17 protein-coding genes and 1 tRNA gene are annotated in these 14,156 nt (G+C 66.5%); 12 read left to right on the top strand and 6 right to left on the bottom strand.

Annotated features, from left to right (window positions below; translation table 11 throughout):
• Window positions 1–217 precede the first annotated feature (217 nt).
• Both KF780_11810 and KF780_11805 read left to right on the top strand, forming a co-directional pair.
• Window positions 218–1,138, top strand: coding sequence for a MarR family transcriptional regulator (locus tag KF780_11810; protein MBX3562483.1), 921 nt, complete (start codon window positions 218–220; stop codon window positions 1,136–1,138).
• Between the two features lie 34 nt (window positions 1,139–1,172).
• Window positions 1,173–1,248: transfer RNA gene (locus tag KF780_11805), tRNA-Val, on the top strand.
• Window positions 1,249–1,264: 16 nt separating this feature from the next.
• Here KF780_11805 and KF780_11800 read toward each other — a convergent pair.
• Together KF780_11800 and KF780_11795 are read right to left on the bottom strand one after the other, a co-directional pair.
• Window positions 1,265–1,819, bottom strand: coding sequence for a hypothetical protein (locus KF780_11800; GenBank protein MBX3562482.1), 555 nt, complete (start codon window positions 1,817–1,819; stop codon window positions 1,265–1,267).
• Window positions 1,820–1,845: 26 nt separating this feature from the next.
• The gene (locus tag KF780_11795) at window positions 1,846–2,409 is read right to left on the bottom strand and encodes a helix-turn-helix transcriptional regulator (protein ID MBX3562481.1); all 564 of its coding nucleotides are present in this window, start codon (window positions 2,407–2,409) and stop codon (window positions 1,846–1,848) included.
• 212 nt (window positions 2,410–2,621) lie between these two features.
• Between KF780_11795 and KF780_11790 the strand changes: the two genes are divergently transcribed.
• The 4 genes from KF780_11790 (at window position 2,622) to KF780_11775 (ending at window position 5,973) form a co-directional block, all read left to right on the top strand.
• Window positions 2,622–3,023 carry a hypothetical protein gene (locus KF780_11790; protein MBX3562480.1) on the top strand — a complete coding sequence of 134 codons (402 nt, stop codon included), beginning with the start codon at window positions 2,622–2,624 and terminating at the stop codon, window positions 3,021–3,023.
• A gap of 67 nt (window positions 3,024–3,090) precedes the next feature.
• Entirely contained in the window at window positions 3,091–4,428 is a 1,338-nt protein-coding gene (locus tag KF780_11785) for a DUF418 domain-containing protein (GenBank protein MBX3562479.1), read from the top strand.
• A complete protein-coding gene (locus KF780_11780; GenBank protein ID MBX3562478.1) occupies window positions 4,425–5,264 on the top strand; it encodes a c-type cytochrome in 840 nt (279 codons plus the stop codon). The genes KF780_11785 and KF780_11780 overlap by 4 nt, the downstream gene beginning before the upstream one ends.
• A 61-nt stretch (window positions 5,265–5,325) precedes the next feature.
• A complete protein-coding gene (locus KF780_11775) occupies window positions 5,326–5,973 on the top strand; it encodes a glutathione S-transferase family protein (protein ID MBX3562477.1) in 648 nt (215 codons plus the stop codon).
• Here the strand turns inward: KF780_11775 and KF780_11770 are convergent.
• A complete protein-coding gene (locus KF780_11770) occupies window positions 5,970–6,659 on the bottom strand; it encodes a hypothetical protein (GenBank protein ID MBX3562476.1) in 690 nt (229 codons plus the stop codon). The two genes, KF780_11775 and KF780_11770, sit on opposite strands and share 4 nt — an antisense overlap.
• 95 nt (window positions 6,660–6,754) lie before the next feature.
• Window positions 6,755–6,874: an entericidin A/B family lipoprotein gene (locus KF780_11765; protein MBX3562475.1), complete on the bottom strand. Its 120-nt coding sequence runs from the start codon at window positions 6,872–6,874 to the stop codon at window positions 6,755–6,757.
• 129 nt (window positions 6,875–7,003) lie between these two features.
• Here KF780_11765 and KF780_11760 point away from each other — a divergent pair, with 129 nt between their 5' ends.
• From KF780_11760 to KF780_11745, 4 genes are all read left to right on the top strand, one after another.
• Complete coding sequence (locus KF780_11760) at window positions 7,004–7,264, top strand: hypothetical protein (protein MBX3562474.1); 261 nt, start codon at window positions 7,004–7,006, stop codon at window positions 7,262–7,264.
• Window positions 7,265–7,547: 283 nt separating this feature from the next.
• Entirely contained in the window at window positions 7,548–7,850 is a 303-nt protein-coding gene (locus KF780_11755; protein ID MBX3562473.1) for a type II toxin-antitoxin system HigB family toxin, read from the top strand.
• Between the two features lie 12 nt (window positions 7,851–7,862).
• The gene (locus tag KF780_11750) at window positions 7,863–8,237 is read left to right on the top strand and encodes a transcriptional regulator (GenBank protein ID MBX3562472.1); all 375 of its coding nucleotides are present in this window, start codon (window positions 7,863–7,865) and stop codon (window positions 8,235–8,237) included.
• A 200-nt stretch (window positions 8,238–8,437) separates the two neighbouring features.
• Entirely contained in the window at window positions 8,438–10,108 is a 1,671-nt protein-coding gene (locus tag KF780_11745; GenBank protein MBX3562471.1) for a DUF262 domain-containing protein, read from the top strand.
• A 135-nt stretch (window positions 10,109–10,243) separates the two neighbouring features.
• On the opposite strand, the gene KF780_11740 is transcribed toward KF780_11745, so the two are convergent.
• Window positions 10,244–11,170, bottom strand: coding sequence for an IS1595 family transposase (locus tag KF780_11740; GenBank protein ID MBX3562470.1), 927 nt, complete (start codon window positions 11,168–11,170; stop codon window positions 10,244–10,246).
• A 545-nt stretch (window positions 11,171–11,715) separates the two neighbouring features.
• Between KF780_11740 and KF780_11735 the strand changes: the two genes are divergently transcribed.
• Window positions 11,716–13,152: a DNA-packaging protein gene (locus tag KF780_11735; GenBank protein MBX3562469.1), complete on the top strand. Its 1,437-nt coding sequence runs from the start codon at window positions 11,716–11,718 to the stop codon at window positions 13,150–13,152.
• A 150-nt stretch (window positions 13,153–13,302) separates the two neighbouring features.
• Here KF780_11735 and KF780_11730 read toward each other — a convergent pair whose 3' ends face one another.
• A complete protein-coding gene (locus tag KF780_11730) occupies window positions 13,303–13,680 on the bottom strand; it encodes a PRC-barrel domain-containing protein (protein MBX3562468.1) in 378 nt (125 codons plus the stop codon).
• A 125-nt stretch (window positions 13,681–13,805) separates the two neighbouring features.
• On the opposite strand from KF780_11730, the gene KF780_11725 reads away from it, so the two are divergent.
• Window positions 13,806–14,156, top strand: coding sequence for a hypothetical protein (locus tag KF780_11725; GenBank protein MBX3562467.1), 351 nt, complete (start codon window positions 13,806–13,808; stop codon window positions 14,154–14,156).

Genomic DNA, 14,156 nt, shown 5'->3' with positions numbered 1-14,156 from the left:
CAGCGCTTTGGCGCGACTGAAGCCGGAATGGGACGTTCCTTGCTGGGTCCGAAATGGACTTGGCGCACGGCGCGATCGCGCGCCGGTCAGCGAAATAGGCTGACAATCAAAGCCGCTACATGGTTAAAGACAACTCCGCTTCGGAGCCGAAACCGATTCATCTCGGCAAGATTGCGGGCAATCGTCGCCGTCATGGAATTACGGTGGGGGCGACAAGATGGCGCGGGATGTTCTGAACATGATCGAATATCGCGACGATCCGTCGATCCTTGTCTTCGCAGACGACGCGGGGATATTAGAGCGTGCGCGCGATCTCGCCGGGGAGGCTGGCTACCGCGTCGCCGCCGCGGCGCCGGTCGCCGAGGCTCCCGCCTGTCTGGGGAGGCTCCCCGCCGCGCCGATCTATGTCGACCTCGACGCGGCACGGGCCGATCCGACGCTGCCTGAGCTGCTGGCGCGGATGCAGGAACGAGCCGAACAGGGCCATGCGGGCATCATCGCCGCGCCGGCGGCGATGATCGATCTGATCGCCGCGCACGTCTTCCATCCCGCCATCGCTCATCTCGCCGATCCGGGCGAGGCCGAGCGCCGGCTGGCGTTGATGCTGGCCGCGCCGCGCCGGCGCGAGCGGTTGCACGATATCGGCCGGGAAGGCGAAGGGCTGATGCAGCATGCCCTGCTGCACCAGCTTTCCGAGGAAGTCGGGCGGATCGCCGGCATCCTTGCCTCGCTTTCCGACGAGGACGAGGCCGGGCCGGAGCGGGCGCGGGCGCTGACGGACGAGGAACCGTTCACGGACGCCGCCGCGATCCGCGCGATCATCCGCGCCCGGCGGCTGCGCGATCAGTTCTTCCGGGGCGACCTGTTCGCCGATCCGGCCTGGGACATGCTGCTCGATCTGATGGCGGCGCGGATCGAGCAGAGCCGGGTCGCCGTCTCCAGCCTGTGCATCGCCGCCGCCGTGCCAGCGACGACGGCGCTCAGGTGGATCAAGGCGCTGACCGATCGGGGTATCTTCCTCCGCTCCGCCGATCCGCGGGACGGCCGGCGGGTGTTCATCGAACTGTCGGACGACGCGGCGCGATCGATGGCCGCCTATCTGCGCGCCGCGCAAAGGATCGCGCCCGCAGCGATTTGACCGCCGCAACGCTTGGTGGCAGGGGGGCGGCCGAGGGCGCTTAGCTCAGTTGGTAGAGCATCTCGTTTACACCGAGAGGGTCGGCGGTTCGAGCCCGTCAGCGCCCACCAGGGCATCGATCAGCGGTCAATCCCGTTCGTCCGCCGCCTCGCGGGCCTGACGCCACCTTTCCGCCTGCGCCGCGAGATATGCCTCGCGCAGCGCGACATCGTAGGCCTGGAGCTCCAGCCATGTGAAGCGCGGCCTGACGGTAAGAGTGACGCTGAACCGCAGGCCATCGAGGTGGACGTCGATGACATGATCCTCCCAGGACTGGATGCGCTGTCGGGCGCGTGGGTTCATGATCGGACGCTCGTCGCGCGTCCGAGTGGCAAGCGGCAGGCAAAGCTCGATCCGGGAGGCCAGGTAATCGAGCGTTCCGCTCAAACCGAGTCCCGGCGGTGCGGACAGTCGCGCCGGATCGTATCTCGTGCAAACGAAGTGGAGGCTACCGTCGTTATCCGGATTGGTGCCGCACAGCTCGAAGGCGAGCATCGGGCGGCCGTTCCGGCTCCAGTTCGGCAGCGAAGCGAAAGGCGGCGTCTCCCGTCCGGCCGCGACGATCGCTTGCAGATCGGCACAGAAGCCCGCGTTCGGCTGCGCCTGCGCGGCGCCGGACGCGGCCAGCGCTGCGATGGTCATGGCGATGCGGCGTGTCGATCCCATTTCTAGAGACTCCGGATCAGCTTCACCGCCACCGCCGCCCAGGGGGGATCGGCGACGACCGTCTGGCGGCCTCCCGCGCCCGGCGGCAGGATGTGGAGCTTCCCATCCTCCCGCCCGATCAGGCGGCCGAACAGGAAGCGGCCGGCGGGGCGGGGGACGAGGAGGTCGCGATTGAGCGCGCCGGAAAATTGCTCGGGCGCAAGGCGGGCGAGCCAGATCTCGTCGCCGCTGCGATAGTCGCCGACGCCGGACGAGACCGTCATCGCGACCAGCCCCGGCGCGGTCTGCGGCGGCACCACCACGCCTTCGCGGCGGGGAGCGTGGGCGCCCTCATGGTCGAGTGTCGCGGCGACCGGCACGTCGGCGCGCTCGGGCAGTTGGACGAGGTCCGACGCCTCGACGCCGAGCGCGGCGGCAATGCGGTTCAGCCAGCCGACGGAGACGGTGCGCATGCCGGTCTCCAGCCGGCCGATCGTCTGCGGCGTGGTCGGCGGATCGCAGCGGTCGGCGACGTCCTGGAGCGTCAGCTTGCGGGCGCGGCGCACCTCGCGGATGCGGGTGATCATCTGTTCGTCCCTTCGATCCGATAATATTTGAACCGATACGGTTATTCACTTTCCTACAGTCACGCCGGAATGGCAAGAGAAAACCGCATCGATTCGATCTGGAGAGAGGCATGAGAAACAGGCTGCTGGCGGAACGGGCGTTGCCGCGCGACGGCGCGGAGCAGACTGCGAAGACGCCGCCGAAGAAGGGCCGCGCCGGCCCCGCGCGGAGCGTGACCGTCAACATCGCCGAATCCCCGCTGGGCTGGCTGAGGGCGCGCGGATTGGTGAGCGACCGCCAGTTCGACGCCGGCGAGCAGCTTCGCGCCGACTGGGAGCGCGCCCAGCTCGCGCCGTCGGTGACGATGCGCTGGGACGCGGCACCTGCATCGCGCGCGCGGGGCGCTGCGCCGCCCGCGCTCGATCCCACTACCGCGCAGCTCGCGGCAAAGCGCCGTTTCGAAGCGGCGGTCGCGGCGGTTGGACCGGGATTGAACGACATTCTCTGGCGGATCGTCTGCGCCGGGGAAGGGATGCGCGACGCGGAGCGGGCGCTGGGTTGGCCGGCGCGGGCCGGGCGCATTGTGCTGACCTTCGCACTCGACCGGCTGGCGGACCATTACCGGATGCGGTGACTGCGCGGATTTCATCTTGTCGCCGGAACGATCCCGGTTGAAAAGCAGGCAGGGGCGGGGAGGGACGATGGCGAGCGTCATAGCGGCCGACGGCGTGGAAGCGACGCGGATCCCGGTCGCGCCGACCTCCCGCGCGGCGCCGGCGGCGCGGCGGATCGAGGCACTGGACTTCGTGCGCGGCGTCGCCCTGCTCGGCATCCTCCTGATCAACATCGTCGGCTTCGGACTGGCCGACGCGCAACTCAATCCGATGAATGCGGGCGGTGCCGAGGGTGCGAACCTGCTGGTGTGGATCGTCATGCAGATCGGCGTCGAGGGCACGCAGCGCGCGCTCTTCTCGATGCTGTTCGGCGCGAGCGCGATCCTGCTCGTCTCGCGGCTGGAAGCGGCGGGGCGGGGCGATGCGGCGGACATCTACATGCGGCGCAATCTGTGGCTGATTGGCTTCGGCTTCGTGAACGCCTATGTGCTGCTCTGGTGGGGCGATATCCTCTACGCCTATGGCATTGCCGCGTTGGCGCTCTTCCCGTTCCGAAAGCTGTCCGCGCGCTGGCTGCTGGCGACGGGCGCGTTCGTGCTGCTGCTCGCGGCGCTGTGGAACCTGCACGACAGTTTGGAGATGCTGCGCAAGCATGATGCCGGCGAGGCGGCGCAATTGCAGCTCGACGCCGGTAACGCGCTCACCACGAAGCAGGAGCAGGCCATCTATGCCTGGGAGGACGCGCGCGCGTCGTTTCAGGCCGTGCCGGAAAATGTCGCCGCCGTCGATGCGCGGATGCAGGCGGGCTATTGGTCCGCGTTCGAACGAGCGCGGCAGATCAACCTCATGTGGCAGACCTGGGGCACCTACCGGTTCTTCTTCGATGTGTTCGGTATGATGCTAATTGGAATGGGATTGTTCCGGGCGGGTGTGCTGACGCTGGAGCGGCGGACGGGGCTGTATGTGGCGATGATGGCGGGGGGCTATGCCGTCGGGCTGACGGTGAATTTCCTGGAGACGCGCTGGATCATCGATCACCAGTTCGGCGCGCTCGCCTTCGCCCAGGCCAATGTCAGCTACGATCTCGGCCGGCTGGCGATGACGATCGGGCATCTGGGCGCGCTGCTGCTGTTCGTGCGATCTGGCATGCTCGGCTTCATCCGCCGCGCCTTCGCCGCGGTCGGGCAGATGGCCTTCACCAATTACCTGATGCACTCGGCGATCGCGCTGGTGCTGTTCGTCGGGCTCGGCTGGTTCGGCCAGCTCGAACGGTACCAGCTCTACTATGTCGTGGCGGGCATCTGGGCGTTCCAGATCGGGTTCAGCATGTTGTGGCTGTACTGGTTCCGCTTCGGTCCGCTGGAATGGCTGTGGCGCTGGCTCACTTATCTGCAGCGCCCGCCGATAAGGAGGGAAGCGGCATGAGACGGACGATCCCGATCCTGGCGGCGGTGATGTTGACCGCCTGCGGCGGCGCGGACGGCAACGCGACGGCCGAGGCGCCGTCCGCGCCGCAATTCGAGATGGCGGCCGGAGCAGCGCCGGACGCGCAACTGGCCCATGGCGAGCGGATGGCGCGCGTGCTCGGCTGCATGGGCTGCCATGGCGACGACCTGACCGGCGGGCCATGGATCGAGGAGCCGGCGCTGGCCGTGCTGTTCACGTCCAATCTCACCCGCGCCTTGCCGGGCTATAGCGACGCGCAGCTCGAACAGGCGTTGCGCGAAGGGACGCGGCCGGACGGATCGGACCTGTGGGAGATGCCGTCGAGCCTGTTCACGCAGCTGAGCGAGGCCGACATGGCGCCGCTGATCGCCTGGCTGCGCACCGTGCCGCCGGCCGGCGAGGCGCATCCCCGGATGGTGCTGGGCCCCGCCGGGCGCCAGATGATCGACGCCGGCCAGGTGAAGCCCGCCGCGCAGCATGTGCGCGAGGAGCGCGAGCAGGGGCCGCCGGCGCTCGACGGATCGCATGACTGGGCGCGCTACATGGTGCGCGCGACCTGCGCCGAATGCCATGGCATGAACCTGCAGGGCGGGCCGCCGCCCGCGCCCGGAGCCGCCGCGCGGCCCGATCTGGTCATCGCCGGCGCCTATTCGCGCGACGAATTCCGCCAGTTGCTGCGCACCGGCGCGGCGACGGGCGGGCGGCAGCTCGCGCTGATGGCCGAGGTGGCGCGCGGGCGCTACGCCCATCTGACCGACCGCGAGATCGACGCGATCCACGCCTATCTGGTTGCGCGGGCGAACCGGCCGCAGTGAGATTTGTGCACGCAGCAGCCCGACGCTAGAGTTTCCTTCTGAAACTCGGGGAGTCGTCGCCATGATCGTCTATGGTTCGTCCTTGTCGCCGTTCGTGCGCAAGGTGCTGGTCTTCGCCGCCGAGAAGGGCATCGCGGTGGACAGCAAGGTGGTCGTGCCCGGCGCCGACGATCCGGATTTCCTGGCGGCGAGCCCGTTCCGCAAGATCCCGGCGCTCCAGGACGGCGATTTCCGGGTCTGCGATTCCTCGGCGATCATCGCCTATCTCGATGCGCTGAAGCCGGCGCCGGAGCTGATCCCGGCCGATCCGAAGGACCGGGCGCGGACGATCTGGTACGACGAATTCATGGATACGATCCTGTTCGAATGCGGGCGCAAGCTGTTCTTCAACCGGATCGTCGCGCCGATGCTGACCGGCAAGCCGGGCGACCTGGCGGCGGCGGACAGGGCCGAGCGGGAGGAATTGCCGCCGCTGCTCGACTATCTGGAGGGCGTGATCCCGGAGAGCGGGTTCCTCGTTGCGGACCGGCTGACGCTGGCGGACATCGCGGTGGCGGCGCCGTTCGTCAATTTCCGGCATCTCGGGATCGCGCCCGATCCGGCGACGCAGCCGAAGCTGGCGGCCTGGGTCGATGCGATGCTGGCGCGGGAGAGCTTCGCGCCGCTGGTGGCGCGCGAGACGGCCTTCCTCACGCGGATGGCGGCCTAGCGCGGAGCGCAGGCGGCGCGGTCGCCGGCGAGGCAGGCGGCGACGCGGGCCTCATGCGCGGCGCGCTGGCGCGCGACGGCGCGGCGGTGCGCCTCGATCGCGGCCCGGTGATCGGCCTCGATGCGGGCGGCCTCGGCATCGCGATCGAGCAGCGCCCGTTCGTAATCGGCCCGGTCCTGTTCGGCGCGCAGGCGGGCGGCCTCCTGATCGGCGGCGACCTGTGCGTTCAGGCGGGCGACGAGCGGCGCCTCGACGGCGTTGATCTCCCGGCGGCGCTGCTCCTGCAGCGCCTGCCAGGCGAGATCGGCCTCGGTCGGCGGCGGCGGCGGATCGATGGCGACCGGAGCGCCCAACGCATCGCCGGACAAGCCCGCCGGCGGCGCGGGCGACGGATCGTTTTCCGGATAGAGGGCGGCGGAGGGGGGCAGCTCGGTCGTGCCGATCCGGCCGGGGACCGGCGCGGGAGCGGGGCGAGCCCTGGGCGGCGGCGGACGCAGCAGCGGCGCGAACGGGCGTTCGGGCGCCGCCGCGGCGGGCTCCGGCTTTTCGGGCGCTTCGGCCCCGTCGTCCGGCAGCGCGTCGAGCAGATCGCCGAGCGGGCGATCGCGGTCCTGCGCGGCGGCGGGCGCGGCGAGCCCGAGCGCGGCAAGGCCGGCGAGGGCCAGGCATGGCAATGTCGTTCGCATCGTGCGCATCTTCCCATTCAGGGGCTGAGCGCGCCCTGAACGGCGACAACGCGCGATGCGGCGGGAGGTTCTATCGCCGCGCCGCCGCGGCCGGATCAGTCGGCCGTGTCGGAGACGGTACGGCCGACCGATTCCACATCGCGGCCGATGCCGCGCACCGTGTTGCAGGCGGTGAGGATCATTACGGCGCCCATCAGGAGAGCGATTGTGCGCATGGCGATTTCCTTATCGAGACGGGAAATCTCTGGCATCGTTTCGCGCGTGCCGCAATATGGGCGGGGATGGACGCTATCGGGCGATGGCGCGGAGGGGACATTGATTTGAGGGGGGACCAGCCCGAGCCGATGACTCATCATGTCGATGTCGATCAGGCGCTGGCAACACTCGATTATCGGGAGATGGTCGCGTTGTCCAAAATGTTTGAGCGCTGGGCGCTGAACGAAGAGAATATCACCGACGAGCGGCGCACCGATCTGATCAAATGGTCGGCCGATTATGAAGCGCTGGCCGCCTTCGCCGGCTCCGACTGGATCGCCACCGATCCGACCGAACCGCCCAGCCTCATCGTGTTCATGGCGCGGCGCGAACTCGCCTCGCGAAGCTAACGGCGCGCCTTACCCACCCCTAGGTTGTATCGACATTCAACTCTTTTCTCTCCCCGAGGGGGAGAGGGCTGGGGTGAGGAGGTTCGGCGACCGAGAATAGCCACGACCGCCCGACACCCTCACCCTACCCTCTCCCTCAAGGGAGAGGGAGCTATGGGTTGAATGTCGATACAACCTAACCCTCTCTGGAAGGGAGGGGGATTGGAAGGGGATAGGGCGGCGGGTATTTCCCGTTGCGGGAAATTCTGTTGCTTCCCAATATGGGAAATGATAAGGGCGATAGATGCGGCTGATCGCGCGGAGCACATTGGTCCGGTTCGCCGAGCGGCATCCGCAAAGCCGGGCGTCGCTGGCGCACTGGGTGAGCGTGACGAAGGCGGCGAGCTGGGCCAATGCCGCCGACGTGCAGGCGAGCTTTTCCAAGGCGAAGGCGCTGAACGGAGAGCGGGTCCGGTTCGAGGTGGCGGGCGGCGATTACCGGATGATCGCCGCCTTCGATTTCCGGCGCGGCATCGCGTTCGTGAAGTTCATCGGCACCCATGCCGAATATGACCGCATCGACGCACTGACGGTGAGCGAGTTTTGAGGAGTGGCAGTCATGGAGATCAGACCGATCCGCACCGACGAGGATCATCGCGCGGCGCTCGCCGAAATCGACGCCTTGTGGGGCGCGGCGGAAGGCACGCCCGAGGGCGACCGGCTGGATGTGCTGGCGACGCTGGCGGAAGCCTATGAGGACCGGCGCTGGCCGGCGGCGGAGCTCGATCCGGTCGAGGCGATCGAGGCGGCGATGGCCAGCGAAGGTTATGACCGCGCCGACCTGGCGGCGCTGATCGGCCAATCGCGCGCGACCGAAATATTGCGCCGCCGCCGCGCGCTGACCCTGCCGATGATCCGCAAGATCGCCGCCGCGTGGCACGTGCCCGAGCAGGTACTGGTGAAGGATTATGAGCTGCGGCGGGACGCGGCCTGAGGCGAAGGGCGCGGCAGGCACGTTGATTTGAGCGTAAAAGGGAAAGGCAGGGCTTCGACAGGCTCAGCCCGAACGGGCAAGGGTGGGTGAAAATATAATAACCAAATCGGTAAAAATAGCTTGACAGCGATGCGCTGATATGGCACAAGACGGGCGAATGTGCACTTAACATACTCAAGCGGACCTGCTAGGTGAAAACCATGGGACCGCTGGAACGGGACTTTACAAGTCTTCCCCTTGGTGCGCAGCATCCCACAGAGGAGTGGGATGATATGGCTAGCTCAAGTCGCAATGTAGTGAACCTCGACGCACTCATTCAGCGTGCCGATCTTCTCAGCCCAGCCAGCACCGTGACTGGCAAGACACACGCCATCCGTATTAGCGACCTTCAGACAGACAGCGCAATTTATGACATGCTGCGAAAGCCTGACTTTCAGCGAGAAACAGCTAACTGGTCACCTCAGCAAGTGGCAATTCTCATCCAAACTTTTGCTGAGCAAGATCTCATCCCTTCGATGATCTTGTGGCAGAACGGACCGCATATTTTTGTAGTGGATGGTGCTCATCGACTGAGTGCTTTGGTAGCATGGGTGAGAGATGACTACGGGGCGGGCGTTATGTCTCAAAGCTACTTCCGCACAATCTCTTCCCACCAGCGCGCCATGCACGACAAAACGCGCGAGTTGGTGGCTGGCAGCGTGGGGCCATGGGAGAAGTTTCGGGCCACGAACAGCGCCTTTATGGTGAAGGGACTTGATGCGCAGTGGATTGAAAATCGGGAGCCTCAGCAGGTCGCCGAAGCGTTTATCCGCATCAACAGAGGTGGCACAGAAATAGACGCTCTAGAGGTCCGAATTGTTCGTGCTCCTCGGGCTGCGTTATCAGTCACCACTAGGGCCATTACCCGCGGTGGCGGAGGCCATTCATATTGGCAGCATTTCACGGACGCCGCCGCGCGCGAACGCGTTCCGAAGCTCGGCGCTGAGATTTATGATTTGCTGTTTCACCCGCCCCTCGAAACTCCGATCAAGACTATGGATGTCCCGCTCGCCGGTTCCGAATATAATTTGGGTGTAGTGAGGTTGGCCTTCGACTTGGTCGCACTTACCAATAATATCCCTGTACCGGATTCAACGCGCAGAAGTGCAAGTACGGCTGATAAGCCGCCGCCTGACGACATTAGCGGAGAAGACACCGTCAAGTATCTTCATATCACTTTGCGTAAGCTACGTTTAATCTTGTCGAATCATAAATCGTCATTAGGTCTTCATCCCGCTTTGTATTTCTACACGGCGGGTGGCTCTTTCCAGCCAGCAGCCTTGCTCAACATGATCGCGTGGTTGGATGATCTGGAAAAGGAGGGAAGGCTGGATGTTTTCCGAAAGCAGAGAGGCGCCTTCGAGACACTACTCCTAGCCCACCCTGTTATTGTGAAACCGGCTACGCACAAGCTCGGCAGCGGCGCGCGCACCCGTAAGAGAATGCTCGCCTTGTTCAATAAGGTGCTTGGTCTGTTGGAGGCGAACTCAGGCAGAGGGCCGGAGTGGGCTGCAGGTAGAACCTGGAATATGCTCCAGAATGAATTTCCGCATCTGGCGTCGGACGAACGGGAGCAGGCTGAGGAAGGAGAAGGCGCACAGGCTGGCGCCAAATTTACAGGTAAGGCCAAGAGCGCCGCGACGTTTGCCGATCTTGCTTCAGTCCCGCGATGCGCACTCTGCGGTGGCCTTTTGCATCGCAACGGAAAGACCTTAGATCATTCGGTTAAACGTGCCGATGGCGGCTCGTCTGGTAAGGGCAATCGCCGGTGGGTCCATCCGCGGTGCAATAGTGAAAGGGATAAGGATGAACGAGGCGAACAAAAAACATGAGGAAGTGGAAATAGCGCGCCGTCGTGACGAAGTGGTCAAGCGTATGCTTGCCACCCCACCACAACCCAAGAAGGCGAAAGCTAAGACTTAGTGCGCCACCGCTGATTACGGGGCCTCCGTCCCGGCTTGGCCGTTTCAGGACGCCCGCTGGTGAGGTTGTTGGCAGGTCAGGCGGCGACCGACCGCACCCTGAATGGCGACCTTGGCCCGATCAGCGTCGTTAAAGCCATTGGCTTCACGGTAGCAGTAGCGGAAATCGAACTCGGTCAGATACCGGCTCAAATAGTGCTGACCGCAATGCTGGTAGATGCCGCGCATCCCGCGCTTGAAGATAGAGAAGAAGCCCTCGACGGTGTTGGAATGAATGTCGCCGCGAACATATTCACCGCGACCGTGAAGGGTGCGACCATGGGCGGCGAAGCCCTTGCCGATCTTCCAATACATGCGGGCCTCATCCGTCATTAGACGGGCTTCGCGGGCGATGTTGGACAGGATGATCGGGTGGATTTCATCGGCGCGGGTGTTCTCGATCGTGAAGGAGCGAACCTGGCCGGTATTGCGCTCGACCAGCGACAGCACCGCCATCTTGTGAGCGTTTCCAGCGACGGCGGCATCCTTGCCCTTCTTGCGGCCAATGTAGGTTTCATCGGCTTCCACGGCGCCGCCGTCACCGCCCATAGGGCTGTTGTCAGTCGGCTTCATCGCTTCGCGGATACGGTGCGCCATGAACCATGCGGTCCGGTAGGAACCGAAACCAAGCATCCGCTCTAACTGCTTTGCGCTCATGCCCTTCTTGCTGGCCACAATAAGATGGGTGGCGAGCAACCACTTGTGCAAAGGGATATGCGACCGCTCATAGATCGTCCCGATGGTGGCGGTGAACGGCTTACGGCAGTCGCGGCATTTATAGAGGCCGGGGCGAGTGCTCTTACCCTGCATGAGGTGTGAATTATCGACCGATCCGCAATGCGGGCAGATGCGACCATCGGGCCAGCGGATCGCCTCAAAGTGAGCGCGGGCTGCATCCTCATTGGTGAAAATAGGGTCGGTTAGCTTTGTCATGCCCTCTGACTACCCCGCTCTCGCATGGTATGTCAAGTGCACATTCGCCACAAGACGCACAAGCTGGACACATGTGCCGATTCGCCGACGGGCTCCCAATTCGGGAGCCCGTTTTCGTTTCGGCCGGAGGAGCGGGCGATGGATCGGGACGGGGCGCAAGCGATACAAGGCGCACAAGAGGCACAAGAGACATTCGTGTCGGGCGGGAAGGCCGGGCGGCAGGTGCGCAAGGTGCGCAAGGACGGGTGGAGCGCCAAACGGCGCGAAATCTTCCTCGATCATTACGCGGCCAGCGCCAATGCCGGCGAGGCCTGCCGCGCCGCCGGCATGTACGAGGGCGCCGCCTATCAGCTGCGCCGCCGCGATCCCGATTTCGCCCGGCAGTATGACGAGGCGCACGCGGTCGCCTTGCTGCGGCTGGAGGAGATGGCCGTGCGCTATGCCGCGACGGGAGGGCGGACGGCCCCGGTCGAGCCCGGCGAAACGCCGCCGGGAGACATCGCGACATTCGATCCCGAACTGGCGCTCAAGGTGCTCAGCCGGCCATGGCCGGGCCGGGCGGGCCGCGCGCCGCGCCGGGGCGCCCGGCTCCGCCGCGCGAGCAAGGCGGAGCTCACCGCGGCGATCCTGCGCCTGCTCGACGCGCTGGACCGCCGGCTGGCGAGGCAAAGCAAGTGAGCGAAGCGGAGGCGCTGCGCGCCGCGATCCACGCGCTCGCGCGGCGCGCGCCGGAAGAGCGGGCCTGGGTCGCCGCGCGGCTGACCGATCCGGAGAAGCGCGCCTTCGGCGAGGCGTGGGAGATCCTGGCCCATGACGGCCAGCTGCCGCCCGAGGGCGGCTGGCGGGTGTGGCTGATGCTCGCCGGGCGCGGCTTCGGCAAGACCCGGGCCGGCGCGGAATGGGTGAGCGCGCTGGCGCGGGCCGACGGGGACCTGAGGATCGCCCTGGTCGGCGCGACGATCGACGAGGTCGAACGGGTGATGATCCGGGGCGAAAGCGGGCTGAAGGCGGTCGCGCGGTTCGATGAGGAACTGCCCTGGTACCGGACGCGCGGGCTGCTGGAATTTCCGAGCGGGGCACGGGCCTTCGCCTATTCGGGCGCCAATCCCGACGGGCTGCGCGGGCCGGAGCATCATATCGCCTGGTGCGACGAGCTGGCCAAATGGGCCTATCCCGAGGCGACCTGGACGAATCTGTTGCTGGGCCTCAGGCTGGGCGAGGAGGCGCGGGTGCTGGTGACGACGACGCCCCGGCCGATCGCCCTGATCCGCACGCTGAAGGAGAGCCCCGACACGGCAGGGACCGGCGGGCGCACCGCGGACAATGCGTACCTGCCGGACGATTTCGTGGCGGCGATGACCGATCTGTACGGCGGCACGCGGCTGGGCCGGCAGGAGCTGGACGGGGAGCTGATCGAGGAGGCGGACGGGGCGCTGTGGACGCGCGCGCTGATCGAGAAGAGGCGCGCCACCGCCCCCGCGACGCGGCGCCGGGTGGTGATCGGGGTCGATCCGCCGGCGGGCGGGGGCGGCTGCGGCATCGTCGCCTGCGCTTTGGGCGCGGACGGCATCGGCTATGTTCTGGACGATTGCAGCGTCGAAGGACTGAGCCCCGAGGGCTGGGCGCGGGCCGTGGTGCGCGCCGCCGAGCTGTGGGAGGCGGACCGGGTGGTGGTCGAGACCAATCAGGGCGGCGAGATGGTCGAGGCAATGCTCCGCGGCGTGGATTGCGCCTTGCCGGTGCGGCCGGTGACGGCGCGGTTCGGCAAGGGACTGCGGGCCGAGCCGGTGGCGCTGCGCTTCGAGGCGGGCAAAGCGTTGTTCGCGGGCGGTTTTCCCGAGCTGGAGGACCAGCTCTGCGGGATGACCGTGGCGGGTTATGAGGGGCCGGGGCGGTCGCCGGACCGGGCCGATGCGATGGTCTGGGCGATGGCGGAGTTGCTGTTGGGCAAGGCGCGGGCGCCGAGGGTGCGGGGGTTGTGATCGGCCCGAACGTCACGGCACCATTGTGCCGTGACGTCGAACGGGTTCGGGCGGGTTTAACCGCCCGACCCGCCGGCCGGACGGGCCGACTCCGACAATAGCTTCGGCGCCGCTTCGCGTCCGCGGCGCTATTGTCGGGACGGCCACGTCTTAAAAAGGCACGCCATAATAGCCGTACACACGCTCGCCGTAGACGCGGTCGTAGGTCGGCTCCTTGCCGGGCTCGTACCAGGGCGCGCCTTCGAGGCGCTGCTTGTCGATGTCGACGACATAGCCGCCCCGGTCGGTGTCGTAATCGAGCGTGTCCCAGGGGAGCGGATAGTAACGCTCGCCCAGGCCGAACAGGCCGCCGAAGCTCATCACCGCGTAATCGACGCGGCCGCTGCGCTTGCCGACCATGAAGTTCCTGACCGAGCCGAGCTTCTCGCCGTCGCGGTTATAGACATTGGTGCCTTCGACCTTGTCGGAGGCGATGAGATCGGTGGTTTCGCTGCGCGCGACGGTGCGATCGACGGTGTCGTAGGCCATGACGATAGGCTCCTCGTTACGGGGGGTTAAGGGTTCGGATTCAACGATTTAGACCGCGCGTCGTTCCGGTGGGGCGGCGATGCGGGGGAAAATTCCGGCAAGCGCCGGCGATCATGGAGAGACGCATGAAATGGTGGTTCGGCCGCAAGGCCGCCCGGGATGCCGGGCGGCCTTTTCTGTTTGGCGGATGGGGTGCCGGCGTAAGCGGGGAGCCCTGGCCGCGTTCCTACGAGGCGCGGGTGCGGGAGGCTTATCTCGGCAATCCGATCGCGCAGCGCGCGCTCGCCGCGATCGGGCTGACCGACGACAATGCGCGGCGCGACATGGACGAGCTGCGCGAATTGCTGCGGGCCTGGCGCGACGCGAAGCGATCGGCGCGCGAGGCGGTGGTGAGTTGGCTGGTGCGGATCGCGCTGGCGCTGCTGGTGGCGGGGATCGCGCTCCGGGCCGGGCTGCTGGAGATGCTGCGTGGGTAG

The organism is Sphingomonas sp. (genome assembly GCA_019635535.1).
GTDB lineage: Bacteria > Pseudomonadota > Alphaproteobacteria > Sphingomonadales > Sphingomonadaceae > Allosphingosinicella.
This window is presented reverse-complemented; position numbering and strand designations above follow the sequence as displayed.

Bases quoted from the DNA above. Each gene is read 5' to 3' on its own strand.
- KF780_11775 (MBX3562477.1), top strand. From the start codon at position 5,326: ATGATCGTCTATGGTTCGTCCTTGTCGCCGTTCGTGCGCAAGGTGCTG.
- KF780_11755 (MBX3562473.1), top strand. From the start codon at position 7,548: ATGCGGCTGATCGCGCGGAGCACATTGGTCCGGTTCGCCGAGCGGCAT.
- KF780_11745 (MBX3562471.1), top strand. From the start codon at position 8,438: ATGGGACCGCTGGAACGGGACTTTACAAGTCTTCCCCTTGGTGCGCAG.
- KF780_11725 (MBX3562467.1), top strand. From the start codon at position 13,806: ATGAAATGGTGGTTCGGCCGCAAGGCCGCCCGGGATGCCGGGCGGCCT.
- KF780_11750 (MBX3562472.1), top strand. From the start codon at position 7,863: ATGGAGATCAGACCGATCCGCACCGACGAGGATCATCGCGCGGCGCTC.
- KF780_11770 (MBX3562476.1), bottom strand. From the start codon at position 6,659: ATGCGAACGACATTGCCATGCCTGGCCCTCGCCGGCCTTGCCGCGCTC.
- KF780_11780 (MBX3562478.1), top strand. From the start codon at position 4,425: ATGAGACGGACGATCCCGATCCTGGCGGCGGTGATGTTGACCGCCTGC.
- KF780_11730 (MBX3562468.1), bottom strand. From the start codon at position 13,680: ATGGCCTACGACACCGTCGATCGCACCGTCGCGCGCAGCGAAACCACC.
- KF780_11795 (MBX3562481.1), bottom strand. From the start codon at position 2,409: ATGATCACCCGCATCCGCGAGGTGCGCCGCGCCCGCAAGCTGACGCTC.
- KF780_11800 (MBX3562482.1), bottom strand. From the start codon at position 1,819: ATGACCATCGCAGCGCTGGCCGCGTCCGGCGCCGCGCAGGCGCAGCCG.
- KF780_11735 (MBX3562469.1), top strand. From the start codon at position 11,716: ATGGCCGGGCCGGGCGGGCCGCGCGCCGCGCCGGGGCGCCCGGCTCCG.
- KF780_11810 (MBX3562483.1), top strand. From the start codon at position 218: ATGGCGCGGGATGTTCTGAACATGATCGAATATCGCGACGATCCGTCG.
- KF780_11740 (MBX3562470.1), bottom strand. From the start codon at position 11,170: ATGACAAAGCTAACCGACCCTATTTTCACCAATGAGGATGCAGCCCGC.
- KF780_11760 (MBX3562474.1), top strand. From the start codon at position 7,004: ATGACTCATCATGTCGATGTCGATCAGGCGCTGGCAACACTCGATTAT.
- KF780_11765 (MBX3562475.1), bottom strand. From the start codon at position 6,874: ATGCGCACAATCGCTCTCCTGATGGGCGCCGTAATGATCCTCACCGCC.
- KF780_11785 (MBX3562479.1), top strand. From the start codon at position 3,091: ATGGCGAGCGTCATAGCGGCCGACGGCGTGGAAGCGACGCGGATCCCG.